Source organism: Streptomyces sp. NBC_00259 (assembly GCF_036181745.1).
Taxonomy (GTDB): Bacteria; Actinomycetota; Actinomycetes; order Streptomycetales; family Streptomycetaceae; genus Streptomyces; species Streptomyces pratisoli.
This window is the reverse complement of the sequence record NZ_CP108080.1, coordinates 7,304,885-7,321,435: the sequence shown is the minus strand read 5'-3', so window position 1 is coordinate 7,321,435 and position 16,551 is coordinate 7,304,885. Positions and strand designations below refer to the sequence as shown.

At 71.3% G+C, this 16,551-nt stretch carries 12 protein-coding genes; 2 read left to right on the top strand and 10 right to left on the bottom strand.

From position 1 onward, the window contains the following. Positions 1 to 12: 12 nt before the first annotated feature. The 4 genes from meaB to OG766_RS32770 all read right to left on the bottom strand — a co-directional run bounded on the left by meaB (position 13) and on the right by OG766_RS32770 (position 5,663). Positions 13 to 996, bottom strand: coding sequence for a methylmalonyl Co-A mutase-associated GTPase MeaB (gene meaB / locus OG766_RS32785; RefSeq protein ID WP_328726993.1), 984 nt, complete (start codon positions 994 to 996; stop codon positions 13 to 15). A gap of 6 nt (positions 997 to 1,002) precedes the next feature. Continuing rightward, complete coding sequence (scpA, locus tag OG766_RS32780; RefSeq protein ID WP_328726992.1) at positions 1,003 to 3,195, bottom strand: methylmalonyl-CoA mutase; 2,193 nt, start codon at positions 3,193 to 3,195, stop codon at positions 1,003 to 1,005. Beyond that, the gene (mutA, locus tag OG766_RS32775; protein ID WP_328726991.1) at positions 3,192 to 5,045 is read right to left on the bottom strand and encodes a methylmalonyl-CoA mutase small subunit; all 1,854 of its coding nucleotides are present in this window, start codon (positions 5,043 to 5,045) and stop codon (positions 3,192 to 3,194) included. Before mutA ends, scpA begins: the two co-directional genes overlap by 4 nt. Positions 5,046 to 5,159: 114 nt before the next feature. Then, positions 5,160 to 5,663, bottom strand: a complete 504-nt coding sequence (locus OG766_RS32770) for a hypothetical protein (RefSeq protein WP_328726990.1) — start codon at positions 5,661 to 5,663, stop codon at positions 5,160 to 5,162. A 250-nt stretch (positions 5,664 to 5,913) separates the two neighbouring features. Between OG766_RS32770 and OG766_RS32765 the strand changes: the two genes are divergently transcribed. Further along, positions 5,914 to 6,864, top strand: a complete 951-nt coding sequence (locus OG766_RS32765) for a hypothetical protein (protein WP_328726989.1) — start codon at positions 5,914 to 5,916, stop codon at positions 6,862 to 6,864. A 73-nt stretch (positions 6,865 to 6,937) separates the two neighbouring features. Here the strand turns inward: OG766_RS32765 and OG766_RS32760 are convergent, their stop codons facing one another. From OG766_RS32760 to OG766_RS32745, 4 genes are all read right to left on the bottom strand, one after another. After that, complete coding sequence (locus OG766_RS32760) at positions 6,938 to 8,872, bottom strand: glycosyl hydrolase family 8 (protein ID WP_443045574.1); 1,935 nt, start codon at positions 8,870 to 8,872, stop codon at positions 6,938 to 6,940. Between the two features lie 173 nt (positions 8,873 to 9,045). After that, positions 9,046 to 9,747: a hypothetical protein gene (locus tag OG766_RS32755; RefSeq protein WP_328726988.1), complete on the bottom strand. Its 702-nt coding sequence runs from the start codon at positions 9,745 to 9,747 to the stop codon at positions 9,046 to 9,048. 265 nt (positions 9,748 to 10,012) lie between these two features. Then, positions 10,013 to 11,674 (bottom strand): alpha-L-fucosidase, encoded by a 1,662-nt coding sequence (locus OG766_RS32750; RefSeq protein WP_328726987.1) that lies wholly within the window; start codon positions 11,672 to 11,674, stop codon positions 10,013 to 10,015. Positions 11,675 to 11,693: 19 nt separating this feature from the next. Beyond that, positions 11,694 to 13,667 carry a family 20 glycosylhydrolase gene (locus OG766_RS32745; RefSeq protein WP_443045573.1) on the bottom strand — a complete coding sequence of 658 codons (1,974 nt, stop codon included), beginning with the start codon at positions 13,665 to 13,667 and terminating at the stop codon, positions 11,694 to 11,696. A gap of 208 nt (positions 13,668 to 13,875) precedes the next feature. On the opposite strand from OG766_RS32745, the gene OG766_RS32740 reads away from it, so the two are divergent. Then, complete coding sequence (locus OG766_RS32740; protein WP_266385280.1) at positions 13,876 to 14,712, top strand: hypothetical protein; 837 nt, start codon at positions 13,876 to 13,878, stop codon at positions 14,710 to 14,712. Between the two features lie 23 nt (positions 14,713 to 14,735). Here the strand turns inward: OG766_RS32740 and OG766_RS32735 are convergent, their stop codons facing one another. Continuing rightward, positions 14,736 to 15,821 carry a hypothetical protein gene (locus OG766_RS32735; RefSeq protein ID WP_328726986.1) on the bottom strand — a complete coding sequence of 362 codons (1,086 nt, stop codon included), beginning with the start codon at positions 15,819 to 15,821 and terminating at the stop codon, positions 14,736 to 14,738. Between the two features lie 145 nt (positions 15,822 to 15,966). Beyond that, positions 15,967 to 16,485: a SixA phosphatase family protein gene (locus OG766_RS32730; RefSeq protein WP_266385286.1), complete on the bottom strand. Its 519-nt coding sequence runs from the start codon at positions 16,483 to 16,485 to the stop codon at positions 15,967 to 15,969. Positions 16,486 to 16,551: the final 66 nt, after the last annotated feature.

Genomic DNA, 16,551 nt, shown 5'->3' with positions numbered 1-16,551 from the left:
TCCCCGACGTCGTCAACCGTCGCGGCCGAACGCCTCCAGGATGCGTTCGGCGGCGAGCGTGGTGGTCAGCGCGCCGTCACGCACCTGCTGTTCGAGCCCGGGGCCGAGCGCGCGTACGGCGGGATGGGAGCGCAGCCGTCCCAGGAGTTCGTCCTTGACCATCGCCCAGGCCCATTCGACCTGCTGGTCACGGCGCTTGGCGGCGAGTCTGCCGCCCGCGTCGAGCAGGGTGCGGTGCTGCTCCAGGCGGTCCCAGACGGTGTCGAGTCCGCTGGACTCCCGGGCGCTGCAACTCAGCACCGGCGGGGTCCAGGCCGCGTCGGCCGGGTACATCAGCCGCAGCGCGCCCGCGAGTTCACGGGCGGCGGCCCGTGCGTCGCGCTCGTGCGGGCCGTCGGCCTTGTTGACCGCGATGACGTCGGCCAGTTCCAGGACGCCCTTCTTGATGCCCTGGAGCTGGTCGCCGGTGCGGGCGAGGGTGAGCAGCAGGAACGAGTCGACCATGCCCGCGACGGCCGTCTCGGACTGGCCGACGCCGACGGTCTCCACCAGGACGACGTCGTGACCGGCCGCCTCCATCACGACCATGGACTCGCGCGTCGCCTTCGCCACACCGCCGAGGGTGCCCGCCGACGGCGACGGCCGGACGAAGGCCGCCGGATCCACCGCGAGGCGCTCCATCCTCGTCTTGTCGCCGAGGATGGAGCCGCCCGTGCGGCTGGAGGACGGGTCGACGGCGAGCACCGCCACCCGGTGGCCGAGCCCGGTCAGCATCGTGCCGAAGGCGTCGATGAAGGTGGACTTGCCCACCCCGGGCACCCCGCTGATCCCGATCCGCCGTGCGTCGCCGCTGTGCGGCAGCAACTCCGTCAGGAGCCGCTGGGCCAGGGCCCGGTGGTCGGGGCGGGTGGACTCGACGAGGGTGATGGCGCGGGCGATGTAGGCCCGCTTCCCGTCGAGTACGCCCTTCACGTAGCTGTCGAGGTCGATGGCCATCCGCGGCTACAGCCCGTCGTGGCCCAGCGCCGCGGCGAGGCGCTCGACCAGGTCGTGGGCCGCGTCGGGGATGACGGTGCCGGGCGGGAAGACCGCCGCGGCGCCCATCTCCAGCAGGGTGGGCACGTCCTGCGGCGGGATCACCCCGCCCACGACGATCATGATGTCGTCGCGGCCCTCCTCCGCGAGCTGCTCGCGCAGCGCCGGGACGAGGGTCAGATGGCCTGCCGCGAGCGAGGAGACGCCGACGACGTGCACATCCGCCTCCACCGCCTGCCGGGCCACCTCGGCCGGGGTCTGGAACAGCGGGCCGACGTCCACGTCGAAGCCGAGGTCGGCGAAGGCGGTGGCGATGACCTTCTGGCCGCGGTCGTGGCCGTCCTGGCCCATCTTGGCGACGAGGATGCGCGGACGGCGGCCCTCGGCCTCCTCGAAGCGCTCGACCAGGCCCCTGGTGCGTTCCACGGACGGCGACTCCCCTGCCTCGTTGCGGTACACGCCGGAGATCGTACGGATCTGGCCCGCGTGCCGGCCGTACACCTTCTCCAGGGCGTCCGAGATCTCGCCGACGGTGGCCTTGGCCCGGGCCGCGTTCACCGCGAGCTCCAGCAGGTTGGCCGTTCCCTCGGCGCCCGCGGTCAGCGCGCGCAGCGCGTCCTGGCAGGCGTTCTCGTCGCGTTCCTCGCGCAGCCTGCGCAGCTTCGCGATCTGCTGGGCGCGCACGGAGGAGTTGTCGACCTTGAGGACGTCGATCTGCTCGTCGTTGGCGACCCGGTACTTGTTGACGCCGATGACGGGCTGCCGTCCGGAGTCGATACGGGCCTGGGTGCGGGCGGCGGCCTCCTCCACGCGCAGCTTGGGGATGCCGGCGTCGATGGCCTGGGCCATGCCGCCGGCCGCCTCGACCTCCTGGATGTGCTGCCACGCCTTGCGGGCGAGGTCGTACGTGAGCTTCTCGACGTAGGCGCTGCCGCCCCACGGGTCGATGACCCGGCAGGTGCCCGACTCCTGCTGGAGCAGGAGCTGGGTGTTGCGGGCGATGCGCGCGGAGAAGTCCGTCGGCAGGGCGAGCGCCTCGTCGAGGGCGTTGGTGTGCAGCGACTGGGTGTGGCCCTGGGTCGCGGCCATCGCCTCCACGCAGGTGCGCGTGACGTTGTTGAAGACGTCCTGCGCGGTGAGCGACCAGCCGGAGGTCTGCGAATGGGTGCGCAGCGACAGCGACTTGGCGTTCTTCGGGTCGAACTGCCGGACCAGCTTGGCCCACAGCAGCCGGGCCGCGCGCATCTTGGCGATCTCCATGAAGAAGTTCATGCCGATCGCCCAGAAGAACGACAGCCGGGGCGCGAAGGCGTCCACGTCCAGGCCCGCGTCCCGCCCGGCCCGCAGGTACTCCACACCGTCGGCGAGGGTGTACGCCAGCTCCAGGTCGGCCGTCGCACCGGCCTCCTGGATGTGGTAGCCGGAGATGGAGATGGAGTTGTAGCGCGGCATCTTCTGCGAGGTGAAGGCGAAGATGTCGGAGATGATCCGCATCGAGGGGCGCGGCGGATAGATGTAGGTGTTGCGGACCATGAACTCCTTGAGGATGTCGTTCTGGATGGTCCCGGCCAGCTTCTCCGGTGGTACGCCCTGTTCCTCCGCCGCCACGATGTAGAGCGCGAGCACCGGCAGCACGGCGCCGTTCATCGTCATCGACACGGTCATCCGGTCCAGCGGGATGCCGTCGAAGAGCTGCCGCATGTCGTAGATGGAGTCGATGGCGACGCCCGCCATGCCGACGTCGCCGGTGACGCGCGGGTGGTCGCTGTCGTAGCCGCGGTGGGTGGGCAGGTCGAAGGCGACCGACAGGCCCTTCTGTCCGGCGGCGAGGTTGCGCCGGTAGAAGGCGTTGGACTCCTCGGCGGTGGAGAAGCCCGCGTACTGGCGGATCGTCCACGGCTGGTTGACGTACATCGTCGGGTAGGGGCCGCGCAGATACGGCGCCACGCCCGGGTAGGTGCCGAGGAAGTCGAGGCCCTCCGTGTCACGGCCGGTGTAGAGGGGCTTGACCCCGATGCCCTCCGGGGTCTCCCACAGCAGGTCGTCGACGCTGCTTCCGGTCGACTCCTTCACGGCGGCGCGCCACTGCTCCTCCGTCGCCCCGGCGGGCTCGCCGCCCGTGCCGAGGGCGACCTCGGAGAAGTCGGGGATCTGCGTCACGGGGTCACTCCCATGCGGTCGAGGACGGAGGACAGGACGCTCACGGCGTCGCAGCCCGCGAAGACGTAGGCGTCGACGCCGGGATGCTCACCGGGCCTGCCGGCGAGGAAGACCTGCTGGGCACCGGCGGCCCTGAGGGCCTTGGCGACCTCCTCGGCGTGCTCCTCGTACAGCGCGTCGCTGGAGCAGAGGCAGGCGACGGACGCCCCGCTGCGGGCGAAGGCGTCGGCCGCGGTGGCCGCGTCCACGGTGACCGGGTCGTGCACCGGCTCGACCCCGCCCGCCTGGAAGAGGTTCGAGGCGAACGCGACGCGTGCCGTGTGGGCGGAGGCCGGGCCGAGGGCGGCGAGGAAGACACGCGGACGGGCGCCGGTGTCGGCCAGGTGCGCGTCGGAGCGGGCACGCAGCGCCTCGTAGTCCTCGTCGCGGCGGACGCGCGGAAGTCCGCCGTCGTGGCGCGGGGCCTCGGGGGCGGGCTCACGCTCGACGGGCTTCTCGGCCAGATGGGGGAACTCACTGACGCCGGTGACGGGTTCACGGCGCTTGGCGAGCCTTCGCTTGCGCTCCTGCCAGGTGGCGGCGATTCGGTCACCGATCAGTCCGGAGCGCAGTGCCTCCTCCTGGCCGCCCGCTCGCTCCAGTTCCTGGAAGAACGCCCAGGCACGGTGGGCGAGTTCATCGGTCAGCCGCTCGACGTACCAGGAGCCGCCGGCGGGGTCGGCGACCCGGCCCAGATGCGACTCCTCCAGCAGGATCGAGGAGGTGTTGCGCGCGATGCGGCGGGCGAAGGCGTCCGGGAGGCCCAGTTCGTGGTCGAAGGGCAGCACGGTCACGGCGTCGGCCCCGCCGACGCCCGCGCCGAGGCAGGCGATCGTGGTGCGCAGCATGTTCACGTACGGGTCGCGCCGGGTCATCATCACCGACGAGGTCACGGCGTGCTGGCGCTGCGCTCCGGCGTCCCCGGCGCCGGCGCCGGACACCTCGGCGACCCGGGCCCACAGCCGGCGCGCCGCCCGCAGTTTGGCGACGGTGAGGAACTGGTCGGCGGTCGCCGCGTACCGGAACTCCAGCTGCCGGCAGGCGGCCTCGACCGTGAGTCCCGCCGCGGTCAGGGTGCGCAGAGAAGCGACTCCGGTCGCGAGCGAGACGCCCAGTTCCTGGGCGGCGGAGGCTCCGGCCTCGTGGTAGGGCAGCGCGTCCACGGTCAGCGCGCGCAGTCCCGGGTACTCCTCGTGGCACAGTCCGGCCAGCTCCACGGCCGTGTCCGTGTCCGCGGGTCGACCGGTACGGGCGGCGAGTCCCAGGGGGTCCGCGCCGAGGTTGCCGCGCGCGGCGTCACGGGCGACACCGCGTTCGTCGTAGAGGCGCAGCAGCTCGCGGGCGGCGGCGCCGGTCTCGTCGCCGGCGTCGAGCACGACGGGTGCCAGGTCGAGGTAGACGCCGTCCAGGGCCTGGGCGAGGCCCGTCACCGCGATCCCGGTGCCTCCCACGGCGAGCCACACCGAGGTGACGCCGTTCTCCAGGTCCGCGAGCAGGGCCTCGTTGGTGCGGGCGGGTTCCGGTCGCTCGTGCCGCTGGCGTACGTCCCAGCCGCCGACGGGCCGGCTGCCGCGTACATACGGGGCGAAGCCCGGATATCCGGCGTCGGGGGCGGAGTCCCGCGCGGTGTAGAGGGGGCTCGCCACGAGCCCGTCGTCCAGTGCTGTCGCCAGCGCCTCTTCGGCCGCCGCACCCGACACGTCCTTGCCCGATTTGCGCAGCACACCCTCGACAAGGCGCTGCCACTGCTCATGGGTGGCGTCAGGGAACTCGGCGGCGAGCGTAAGCCCGTCATCAGGCAGAACCGTCATGCTCGGATGCTAGGCCAGTCGTACGGATGAGCAGCAGAGGAGACGGCTGTGACCTTGCTCGCTGGCGGGACGGCCGCGGGACGTGCTCACGCCCGGCTTCAGTGGATATCGCACTCAATGACCCGCGAGGATCTTCACGGCCACGACCCCAACGCCGATCACGGTGTCGATCAGGCCCGAGATCAGGGCGCTCAGCGGACCGTTGCCCATGCGCAGTCCGGTCCGCCAGCCCCACAGGAACAGGGTGGCCACCTCCACCCCGGCGCTGATCAGCAGCGCGGTCTCCAGGCCCAGGGCGCCGAGCGCCGAGAGGCCGATCAGCACCAGCGGTCCCACGGCGGTGAGCAGCAGCGGGCAGGAGACGTGCAGCGCCGTGCGGATCTCCGCCCAGGTGGCGTTGCGCCGGGTCAGCGCCCGGTGGGACTGCTCGTCGGCGACCAGCGTGGCCAGCCAGACCCCGAGCGCCGTCACCGCGACGGTGAGCGCCGCTTCGAGGTGCTCGGGATGGTCCGTCTCGGAGAGGGCGACGACGACGGCGGTCAGGGTGATGGTCGCGTAGATGCGTTCCTTGAGCCGTGCGGCGGCGATGTCACCCGCGCGGGCAGCGGTGACCGCCATGTCCTGAGTCGCTCCCGCACCCTGCCGCCCCGAAGCCACCACGCACCACCCGCACCTTCCGATGGCACACCGTAGAGGCCCGTGCGGCCTTCACCGCCCAGACACCGCGGGTGTTCGGCCGCTCGGGTGAACTGCCGACGACCGGTGGGGCCGTGACGGGAGGGGCGTTGGTGAACACTCACCGCGCCCGGTGCCGCCTTGGCGAACCGCCCTCCAGGATACGGATCGTTCCCGCATCCCGGAGGTGTCCATGTCACGGTGGAGAACCGCTCTCACGACGGTGTCCGCTGCCGCTCTCGCCGCTGTGCTCCTCGCACCGGCGCCCGCACACGCCGCGCCCGGCGATCCCGAACTCGCCTATCGCTGGGCCCCCGTTCACTACCAGGACAGCTCGTCGTCGAACTACCGGGCGGACTATCTCGCCCCCGTCGACTACGACGGCAACTGGAACGCGCTCGACAACTGGGACAACCTCGACGCCCAGGCCGGCGGGCTCAAGGGCACGGTCTACTACGCGGTGTCCGAGACCAGCACCCACTGGTATCTGACGTACGCCTTCTTCCACCCCCGGGACTGGAAGGACTCCCCGCTCAATGTGTTCTCGCACGAGAACGACATGGAGGGGCAGTTGGAGGTCGTACGCAAGGACGGCAGCGAGTACGGCACGCTGGAGGCCGTCGTCACGCTCGCCCACGACAACTTCTACTCCTACACGCCGCCCGGCAGCCCCTTCACCGACGGCCAGGAGAACATCGACGCCACCCTGGTGATGCAGAGCTTCGACGGGAACGAGCACCCGACGAGCTTTCAGGAGGCCCGCGGCCACGGGGCCTACGCCTGGGACGGGGCTCAGTTCCCGGGCGGCGACGGCATCGTCTACCGCCCGAGCCGCGGCGCGGGCGCCGTACCGGCGGGCGGCAACGACCGCGACGCGACGTACGGGCTCGTCGACCTGACCGGCGCCGGCAGCCTGTGGGAGCGGCGGAGCAACGCCGAGACCTACGCGTCCTGGGGCACGTTCCGCGGCGACAACGGCAAGGACAACGCGGCGCACGCGCCGTGGGCCTGGGACGACGGCAACGACGGCAGCGCGCTCCAGGCGGGGGCGATCGTCACCGATCCGGCGCTGCTGGTGTCCACGTACTTCGACAACACCGGTGAACTGGACCTGACGTATCTGCGCAACCCGTTCCGCTCCTGACGGCCGGAAGCCCGGCTCCCGCCGTATGGCGGGAGCCGGGCGACCATGGGCCCGGGCGGCCCTTGCCCGCCGGTCAGGCGAGCCAGTGGTTGCCGGTGACGGCGATCATCACCTGGAGCTGGATACTGGAGCCGTAGTAGCTGCCCGCGTCGAGCGGGGTCGCGTTGAGCTTGTTCCACAGGGCGTCCAGCCACGCCTGGCTGCCCGCGTCGGTGGCGGCGGCCACGGCGAAGGGGGCGATGAAGGCGACGGAGGAGCCGGACGTGGTGACGGTGCCGTCGAGCCGGTAGCCCTGCTGGATGTTGTTCGGGTTGCCGCCGGTGGACTGCTTGATCCACGTGTTCATCTTGCGGACGGCGGCGAGCGAACGGCTGTCACCGCTCGTCAGCGCGTCCACGCCGATGCGCCACGGGTCGCGGCAGGCGTTCCAGTTGTAGGTGCCGTCGAGCGGTGATTCCAGCACCTGGCCGGCGGGGGGCCTGGGGCTGGTGGTGGTGTTCTCCACGAAGTCCGGGAGCAGGCCGGTGGACGGGGCGTACTGGGACTGGAGATGGGCGATGAGGGTCTGGTGCTTGTCCCTGATGGTGTCCCAGGAGGCGTCACCGGTGGCCTTCCTGAAGGCGCGGAAGTGTCCGGGCAGCCAGTCGGAGGTGCGGCTGATGGCGTCGTAGCCGCCGGAGGACCAGTCGCCGAGGTTGGTCAGGCCGGTGGCGGAGACGATCTCGCTGCGCTTGATGGCGTTGATGCGCTTCACCGCGAGCGCCTTGTAGTCGTAGGTGCCCGTGGTGCTGCCCCACTGCTTGTCGGCGAGCAGCAGCGCGTAGGCGATCTCCAGGTCGCCGTCGGTGGCGGAGTCACCGCCGTTGACGCTCTGGCAGCTGCTGTTCTGTTCGGCGGCGTGCAGATCGGGGTCGATGGCCGAGGGGTGGTCGAGGACGTACTTCAGCACGCGGTCGAAGGAGGTGCGTGCGTCCGGGTCGGCGCCCGCCATCGTGGCCAGGATGGTCAGCCCGTAGCCCTGGCCCTCGGCGACATAGGGGTGGTCGGCGTCGGGCGAGGCGATGGCCGACCAGCCGTTGCCGCAGTTCGATCTGAGGAAGGCGTTCTTCCACTGCTGGTAGTACGCCACGACCTTGGCGTCGTTGGCCGCCTGGTTTCCGGAGACCTTGATGGTGCCCACGGCGTACGGGAACGAGTGGCTGCCGAAGGGCACGTTGACACCGGGGGTGACCGGGCCTGCGTCGGTCGTGACGTTCACCGGGGTGGACGCCGCGCTGGTGTTGCCCGCGGCGTCGCGCGCCCGGACCGTGAACGTGTATGCGGTGGATGCGGCCAGGCCGCCGACGGTGGCACTCGTCCCGGACACGGTGGTCGCCAGGGACGAACCCCGGTAGACGTCGTAGCCGGTGACGGCGGTGTTGTCGGTGGCGGCGTCCCAGGCGAGGCTCACGCTGCCTGCGGTCTTCGCCGTGGAGCGGGGGTTCGCGGGAACGGACGGCGGCTGGGTGTCACCGTCGCCCGGGCCGCCGGGCCCGTCCAGGGAGATGTCGTCGGCGTAGTAGGTGCCCTGCCCGTACCAGCCGTTGACATAGATCTCGGCGCTGGTCTGTGTCGCGCCGGTCGTGAAGGACACGCTGAGCTTGCTGTACGCGGCCGCCGACGGCGTCCAGACGGAGGAACCGCCGGTGACACCGAGGTAGACGTAGTTGCCGCGCACCCAGCCGGAGAGCGTGTAGGCGGTGTTGGGCTGGACGGACACGGTCTGGGTGCACTTGGCGTTGTCACTCGAACCGGCCGCGCCGGCCAGGGCCTTGGTGCCCCCGTGCACGGGAGAGCCGACCACTGAACCGAGTCCGCCGGTGCACGACCAGCCGGACAGCGAGCCGGTCTCGAAGCCGGGATTGAGCAGCAGATTGGCGGCATGGGCGGAGCCGGGTGCGACGAGCACCGCGGCGGCTGCCGTCAGTGCCGCGCCTGCCGCGCCGAGCAGACGGGAACGGAAACGCACAGGGGCCTCCCGATGAGGGGGACGGAGGGGGACGGAGACCGTGGGGGGCGATGGCACCACAGCTTCGTGAACGAGCCGACGCACCGTCAAGAGGTTGGTTAGGAAACTTTCCTAACGCGTCGCGGATACGGCCGTCCGGCCGGAAGTCCGGCACTCCGTCGCGGCGTTGCGCATCAGAGCGTGCGGCGCACTCCCGCCTGGCGCTCCAGATCGCGGAGCTGGTCCGCGAGGTCGCCCTCGACGGCCGTGTGGGCCTGACCGTGGCGTCCGACGGGGAGGATCTCCTTGCCGCGCAACTCCTCCAGCATGAGCGCGTACGCCGTGTACATCGCGACGACCGCGAGCACCAGACCGATCGAGCCGGCGACGCGACCGAGCCATGCGGCCTGGACGATTCCGTACGCGCCCGAGAAGGCGAACCAGGGGGTCGCGACGACCAGGACCAGCCACACGGCCCGGCGGCGGCCCATGACCGTGACCATGAGAACGGCGAACACGGCGAAGACCAGATTGAGCACGCCGAGGACGACCGGCCCGCCCGGTGGAGCCGCCGACAGCACGAGGGAGTTGGCGAGCCAGTGGCCGGCGAAGCTGGCCATCACGGTGGCGGCGACGACGTCTCTCGCGCCGAGCGCGAAGACGCTCACGAGGAGTTGCAGCACGAAGGCGGGCACGATGGTCAGGGCGACCGCCCGGCGGTCGCCCGGGTCGAACACGCCGAGCTGGAGACAGGCGGTGATCGTCGAGGCGATCGCCACGGTGTAGAAGCCGAGCGGCATCGGCGAGGCGATGGGCCGCAGGGTGATCCGGGTCAGGTTCCGCAGACCGGGGTCGTACGGCCGTTCGTGCCCCCTGTCCGGCAGTGGGGAGCTCATCGCCGTGCCGCCCTCCGTTCCGGCCGCGTTCCCGGCGGCCGGGGTCCAGTGTGGGGCTTCGTTCCCACGATGATCCGCACCGGCCCGCGCCCGGCATTCCGCGTGTCGCCCGGTACCGACGCCGCCCCTCCGCCCTGGCGCCGCTCATCGAGTCGAGTTCACGGGCTGCCTGCCGGCCACTCCCTGACCCTCCTCCTGACCGGCCGGAGACGCGGAAACGCCGTGGGTGCCGGCCGCGATCGTCGGCCGGCACCCACGGTGGCACTCAGACGCGCGAGCGGTGGAGCTCGAACGCGGCGATCCGGGCGGCGTTCCGGGAGCCGTCGATCCGCAGCCGCCACTGACGGGCCGTCACCGGAGCGGGCAGCACGAGGATCCGGCTCGCGCCGATGGTGCCGACGGCGGCGATCCGTTCCCAGCCGTCCGCGGTGCGCGCCTCCACGACCGCCGACTCGACCTGCTGGCCGTGCCGTACGTCCTCCGCGAGGCGTATCCGATCGACGGCCCGCTCACGGCCGAGGTCGACGGTGAGCGTCCCCCGGGACGGCGCGGGAGCGGTCCACGCCGTGTCCGGGTCGCCGTCGACGGCCCGGGCGGTCCTGCTGCCGTCACCCCAGGTCCGCGCTCCCCTGGCCAGGTCCCCGGGCAGCTCGCGCGCGGTGCGCTCGCGGAACTCGCGCAGGACCGTGACGTCCGCGTCGGGCAGACTTCCCCGCTGGTCCGGCGGGATGTTCAGCAGGAGCACGGAGTTCCTGCCGACGGAGCGGAACCAGATGTCGGTGAGCTGCTCGACCGTCTTGGGCTGCTGGTCGGCGTGGTAGAACCAGCCGGGCCTGATGGACACATCGCATTCGGCGGGCCACCACTGCACGTACTGGGCGAGCGTCTGCGCCTCCAGCAGCGCCTCGCGGCTGCCCTGGTCGGCGGCTTCGTAGTGGAGGGCGTAGTCGGTGCGGCCGTAGTCCTTCTCCTTGACCGGGACGACGCTCCACTCGTCCTCCCGCGCGAGTCCCCCTTCGTTCCCGACCCAGCGGACGTCGGGGCCGGACACGGCGATGGAGGCGTCCGGCGCGAGAGTGCGGATCAGCTCGTACCAGCTGTCCCAGTCGTAGCGTTCCACCTTGTCCGGCGGGATACGGCCCTGGGCCCCGTCGAACCAGACCTCGTCGACAGGTCCGTACTCGGTGAGCACCTCGTAGAGCTGGTTGAGCATATGGGCGCCGTAGTCGGTGGCCTGGAGCTCGAAGGTGCGCAGGTCCTTGCCCGCCCGGTCGTCGCCGTCGGTGAGGGCGGGGACGGTGTGGGTGGTGCGGGCGCTGCCGTTGGCGTACACACCGTGGAGGTACTGGTTCTCGTCGGCCGGGGAGACGTAGACGCCGACCTTGATGCCGTGCCGCCGCATGGAGTCGGCGAAGGAGCGCAGTACGTCGCCACGGCCGTCCTCCCAGGTGCTGGAGACGACGCTGTGGCGGGTGTAGCGGGAGGGGTAGAGCACGAAGCCGTCATGGTGCTTGACGGTGAGGATGGCGAGCGTGAAGCCGCCGTCGCGCAGCGCCCTGGCCCACTGGTCGGTGTCCAGGCCGACCGGCTGGAAGACGTCCGGGTCCTCGTCGCCGGTCCCCCATTCGAGTCCGGTGAAGGTGTTGACACCGAAGTGGAGGAACGCGGTCCTCTCCAGGCGCTGCCACGCGATCTGCCGCTCGGTGGGACGGACCCGGGCGGCCTTGGCGACCAGTTGCTCGGGGGTGTCGGAGGCACTGACGGGGATGCGGTAGTACGGCTCCACGGGGGCCGCCGCCGGGTGGGCGGCGTTCGCCGGTGTCGCGTGCGTCACCGTGGGTACGGGGGTCGCGTGCGCCGCCGTGAGCGCGTACGAGGTGCTCGACGCGGCGACGGCGCCGACGAAGAGGCGTCTGCTGATGGCCATGTGCGGAAGACCTCCGTGATCAGTGCGGGGCGAGACGCCAGACGGCGGGCCGCTTCTGGTCGGTCGGGTACTGCAGCAGGCGGCCGTCCTCGGTGACGTGAACGGCCATCCGGGTGATGGCGTTGGTGAGCGTGTAGCCGCCCGGGACCGCGGTGAGCTGCCAGCGCTGCAGGGTGTTCGCGGGGTCGCAGGTCTCCTCGGTCACCGGAGTGCCGGGCTGCAGCGGGGTGTTCAGGGTGAGCCTGCCGCTGCGCGTCTCGGCGCACAGGCCGCCGGTCGTGGACCTGAGCGTGGCGTAACCGTCGGCGGTGCGGCGGATCTCCCGGTCCCCGAGGTCGGTCCTGCCCTCGCTGTCGCTGAGGGTGTACGTGCCCTCGGCGACGGGCAGCCGGGTCAGGTCGCGGTGCCCCGGCGCATGGCCGACGGCCTCGGCGCGGGCGGTGAAGCCGGCGTAGGTCGCGTCGGGGCCGGGGACTCCCCAGGTCGTCTGGGCGATGTAGCGCAGCGGCAGGTACATGCCGGCGGCGACCTCGTTCTCGGTGTCGCCGCGGCCGTTGTCCGGCCAGAGGCTGATCTTCGCCCCGGTGATGCCGTCGGCGCTCGCGAGCTTCTCGCCCTCGAAGCTGCGGGGGTCCCACCGCTGCTCGTACAGCGACTCGGTGTTCATGTGGAAGCCGCCACGGACGAGGTAGAGCGAGTACGAGGCGTTGAGCAGCGGATACCCCTGGGCGATGAGCTCGCTGGGCTTCGTGCGCACATTGAGCCAGTGCTCCACCGTCGTCCCGGCCCTGACGGGCACGGTGTGGTCACCGGTCAGTCCGTCGTTCCAGATACGCAGGCGCTTGCCCTTGGTGGCGGCGTAGTCGTGGACGCGGTTGACGAAGTCGATGAAGGCGTCCTGCGGTGTCGCGTCCGGACCGTACTTCTTCCGTGCGTACTCGAGGATGTGCGGGTACTTGGCGAAGTCCGAGCCGAGCATGTACTCGTCGGCGCCCATGTGCCAGGAGCCGGCGGGGAAGACCTCGGCGTACTCGTCGATCAGCGAGGTGTAGTACGCGAACGCCTCGGAGGCGGTCACATCGAGCCGCGACGGCTGCGGCTTGCCGTCGCTGTCGGTGAGCTGGAGGTCCGGGCGGTTCTCGATCCACGGGTCCATGTGCCCAGGGGAGTTGATCTCGGGTATGACCGTGACGTGGTACTTCTCTCCGAGCGCGACGAGCCTGCGGATCTCGTCCTTGGTGTAATAGCCCCAGGTGTTGGCCTCGGGGTGCTTGTCGCTCTTCACCTTGAGTTCGAGGAGCAGCTGGTTGAGCTTGTTGTACGCCATGTCGCGTACGAGGTTCTCCAGCCAGTCGGGCGTGATGTGGATGTAGCAGGCGCACACTCCCACGCCGCGCTCCGCGTACCGCGGTACGTCGACGGTGCGTCCGGCGGGTATCCGGCCGCCGGAGGCGAGGAGTTGGAGCAGGGTGCGGGTGCCGTAGAAGGCGCCGGTGCCGGTGGCGCCGGTGATGGCGACCTCGCGGCCCGCCGTGAACTCGTACCCTTCGCGGCCGAGGCTCCGCTTCCGCGCGGGTTCGACGTCGATGACGATGTCACCAGGTCGTGCGCCGCCGTTCACGACCGGCACGGTGCCGTGGCCGGCGGCACGGAGGTCGCCGCCGAGCGTGGCCGCGACGCGACGGGCTTCCCTGTCGCGCGGGTCGACGACCAGCCGGGCGCCCCTGCCGAAGGCGTACGTCCCTACCCTGGGGGTCCAGTCGGTGAGCGCCGGAACGGTGACGGGCGCGGTGCCGGGCGAGGCGGCGGCGGGCGGGGCAGCGGCAGGCGGGGTCGCGGGTCCCGCGGCTTCCGCCTCGGCCGATGCCCGGGCGGCCGGCACCGGCCCAATCAGCATCAGCAGAGCCGCCGCAACGGCGCCCAGAAGCCGGGAGGAGGATCGTCTACGCAGCACTGCAACTCCCGTCGGAGTGGGATTACATGGCGAAGTCATCGGACCTCTATCCTGAGATCTCTACCTGTCGATCCAATCCAGGGACGGCGTCCCAGGTCAATGTTTCTCACTGAAGGACTGCAGAACGTCCAAGTCCGCTTGGACATTTGAGCAGAGAGAGATCCGATCCCTGGGGCGAAGACGGCGACACGGTCCCTTACCCGCACCATGGAACATTCCGGGCACCGGGATCAGTACGCTGGTCCGCGTGGGTCATGTCGAAGAGATCGCCGAAGGCGCGGGACCGTTCACGACACGACGGACGTGGCGCCTCGCCGAAGGCGGCATGGCGGTCTGGGAGTCGCGGGCCGTACGCAAACGGGGTGCGCTCAGCGTCCGGACCACCGAGGACGCGACGGCCGTCGCCCGGCCGGCGGACACCCCCACGCTCGACCGGCTGCGCAGGCTCAACACCACGGCCGCCGTGGCCTTCACGATCGGCGGAGCGCTGTTCGCACTCGGCGCCGCCCTCGCCCTCGGGTCGGGCAGCCCGACGACGAGTGCCGCGGTCTACTTCGCCGGAGGTCTGTTCTTCAGCACCGGCGGCTACGCCTCACTGCTCCAGACGGTCAACGCGCCCCGGCCGGGCGGCACATCGGGCACCTTGCGGTCGGGGCACTGGCGGTGGTGGAGCTACGAGCCGATGCGGATCGACTGGCTCAGCACCTTCGTGCTCTTCGCCGGGACGCTGGTCTTCGGCATCAACCTGCTGGACTCGTTCCTCCACGGGCTCACCACGCAGCAGTCGAACCGGCTGATCTGGGCCCCCGACATGGTCGGCTGCCTGCTGTTCCTGATCTCCGGTCATCTCGCCCTGGTCGAGGTGTCCCACGGCCGTCCGCGCATCCGCGCGCACGACCTCGGCTGGTGGATCGTGGCCGTCAACCAGATCGGATCCGCGCTGTTCATGGTCTCGGCCCTGGCCGACTTCACCCGGCCGGGAACGGGGAGCCTGGTGAACGCCGGGATCGCCAACTGGGGAACCCTTCTGGGCGCGTCGTGCTTCGCACTGGGCGGGGTGCTCCAGGCGTTCGAGCGCCCGTAGGCACGGGTGCGGGCCGGCCCGTTTCAGGAGGCGGGAGGCAGGCGCAGGTCCGTGCAGCCATGGCGCTCGGCCGACCGCTCCGCGAACTCCCGGAAGGCGGGCATGCCGAAGGTCTCCTTGCCCTTCTTCCCGGGCATCCACACGGTGGCCGCCTCGGGCGGAATCTCGGCGGTGAACAACGCGCGCTCCGTGTGGCCAGGACAGCGGGCGCTTCCCCACAGCAGGTGGTCGCCGACTCCGGCATCGCGCGCGTCATCCGGGAGGACCCGGTCACGGTCGCGCGTCGCATAGGCTCCGAAGCGGGCGAGGAACCAGTAGCGGCCGTCGAAGTGGGACAGGGCCCCGACCTGGCACGCCTCGTACAGGGCGCTGCTGCTGGTGACGGTCTCCGAGAGAGTGTCCAGCCGCTCGTCGACGGCGAAGGGAAGGCCGGCACACGTGCCGTTCGCGCCCGCGAGCGGCTCGGCTCCGCTGAACGACGGCAGTGCGCGCAAGGGTCGGCCCGTGTCGGCCTCGCAGCCCCAGTGCTCCGAGGCCTTGGCGGCCGTCGCCGTCGCGAACCGCGCCCAGTACAGATCTTCGGGGAGCCACTCGCCTCGCCCTTCCTGGCGAGCATCCTGCGCCTCGTGGGAAATCCTGGGCAGGTACTGATCGACCGTCACGGAGACGAGGTCCTGGCTGTCCCGGCAGCTCAGCAGAACCCGGACCGAATCGCCGTCGGCGGCACCACGCCACCCACCGGTCAGAGGGACCGGGAGCAGATCGCCGCGGAAGGGCGGCGGCAGAACCCTCTCCGCGTTCCGGCCTCCGGGATCCCCGGCGGGCAGCAGCGCGGCGGTCACCTGCGCCCGGGTGCGCCCCATCACGCAGCCGTGCCCGTCCCGGCCGACCTTGTGGTCCGTCAACAGCTTGGTGCTGGGAGGCAGCCCCTCGAACAACGGGCTCCGCTCGTAAGCCAGCACGCCTCCGCAGAAGGTCTCCATGGCCTCGGCCTGGCGCCAGCGGGCCGCGGTCTCGCTCTCCCGCCACCAGATCCAGGCCGCCAGCAGCACCAGGACCAGCACCCCCGCGGTCCACGCCGTCCACCGGACCACCGCCGTACGCGCCATGCCCGCCCCGTTCCTGCCGCTCGTGGCCCGCGCCACCCACCTCGAGGGATGACGCGCCCCTGCCAAGTTCGAACGTCCAGGCTACGGGCGGGCCCGAGGCGCAACGACGCCGGCCCGGCAGTGACCGGCGGCCCGGCGGGCGCCGCTACGTCGCCGCTCCGCGCGGCACCGCGACGTCGGTGAGAAGGGAGCCTGACTGAACGGCCTCCGGCCACGACCGTTGCTGGGTGAGGACGGCGATGGCGGAGGTCGGGAACTTCTCCCTGGTCCGTTCGAGGGCGTCGCCGAGCGCCTCCGAGGTCAGCAGGAGCACCAGGTCCTGGACCGCCGGGTTGTGGCCCACCAGCAGCAGGGTGGCCACGGTGTCCGGGGTCTCCCGCACGACGGCGAGGAGCCCCTCGGCATCGGCGCCGTAGAGACGGGGGTCGTGGCGGACCGGAGGGCTGGTCGGGAGCTGCTGCGCGACGAGGTCCCAGGTCTGCCGGGTCCGGACGGCGGGCGAGCACAGGACGAGGTCCGGGACGCAGTCGGCGTCGCGCAGCCAGCGTCCGGCCGCGGGTGCGTCGCGCAGGCCGCGCTCGGCCAGTGGCCGGTCGCGGTCGTCCACGTCGGGTGGCCAGGCCGACTTCGCATGTCGGAGGACGACCAGTCGGCGAAGTCTCATGAGGGCATCCACCCGTCGGTGAGCGGCGGCAGTGTCTGGGTCGAAAGCTTCGCATCCTCCTGGTGG

Bases quoted from the DNA above. Each gene is read 5' to 3' on its own strand.
- OG766_RS32735 (WP_328726986.1), bottom strand. From the start codon at position 15,821: ATGGCGCGTACGGCGGTGGTCCGGTGGACGGCGTGGACCGCGGGGGTG.
- OG766_RS32765 (WP_328726989.1), top strand. From the start codon at position 5,914: ATGTCACGGTGGAGAACCGCTCTCACGACGGTGTCCGCTGCCGCTCTC.
- OG766_RS32745 (WP_443045573.1), bottom strand. From the start codon at position 13,667: ATGACTTCGCCATGTAATCCCACTCCGACGGGAGTTGCAGTGCTGCGT.
- mutA (WP_328726991.1), bottom strand. From the start codon at position 5,045: ATGACGGTTCTGCCTGATGACGGGCTTACGCTCGCCGCCGAGTTCCCT.
- OG766_RS32750 (WP_328726987.1), bottom strand. From the start codon at position 11,674: ATGGCCATCAGCAGACGCCTCTTCGTCGGCGCCGTCGCCGCGTCGAGC.
- OG766_RS32755 (WP_328726988.1), bottom strand. From the start codon at position 9,747: ATGAGCTCCCCACTGCCGGACAGGGGGCACGAACGGCCGTACGACCCC.
- OG766_RS32730 (WP_266385286.1), bottom strand. From the start codon at position 16,485: ATGAGACTTCGCCGACTGGTCGTCCTCCGACATGCGAAGTCGGCCTGG.
- OG766_RS32770 (WP_328726990.1), bottom strand. From the start codon at position 5,663: ATGGCGGTCACCGCTGCCCGCGCGGGTGACATCGCCGCCGCACGGCTC.
- meaB (WP_328726993.1), bottom strand. From the start codon at position 996: ATGGCCATCGACCTCGACAGCTACGTGAAGGGCGTACTCGACGGGAAG.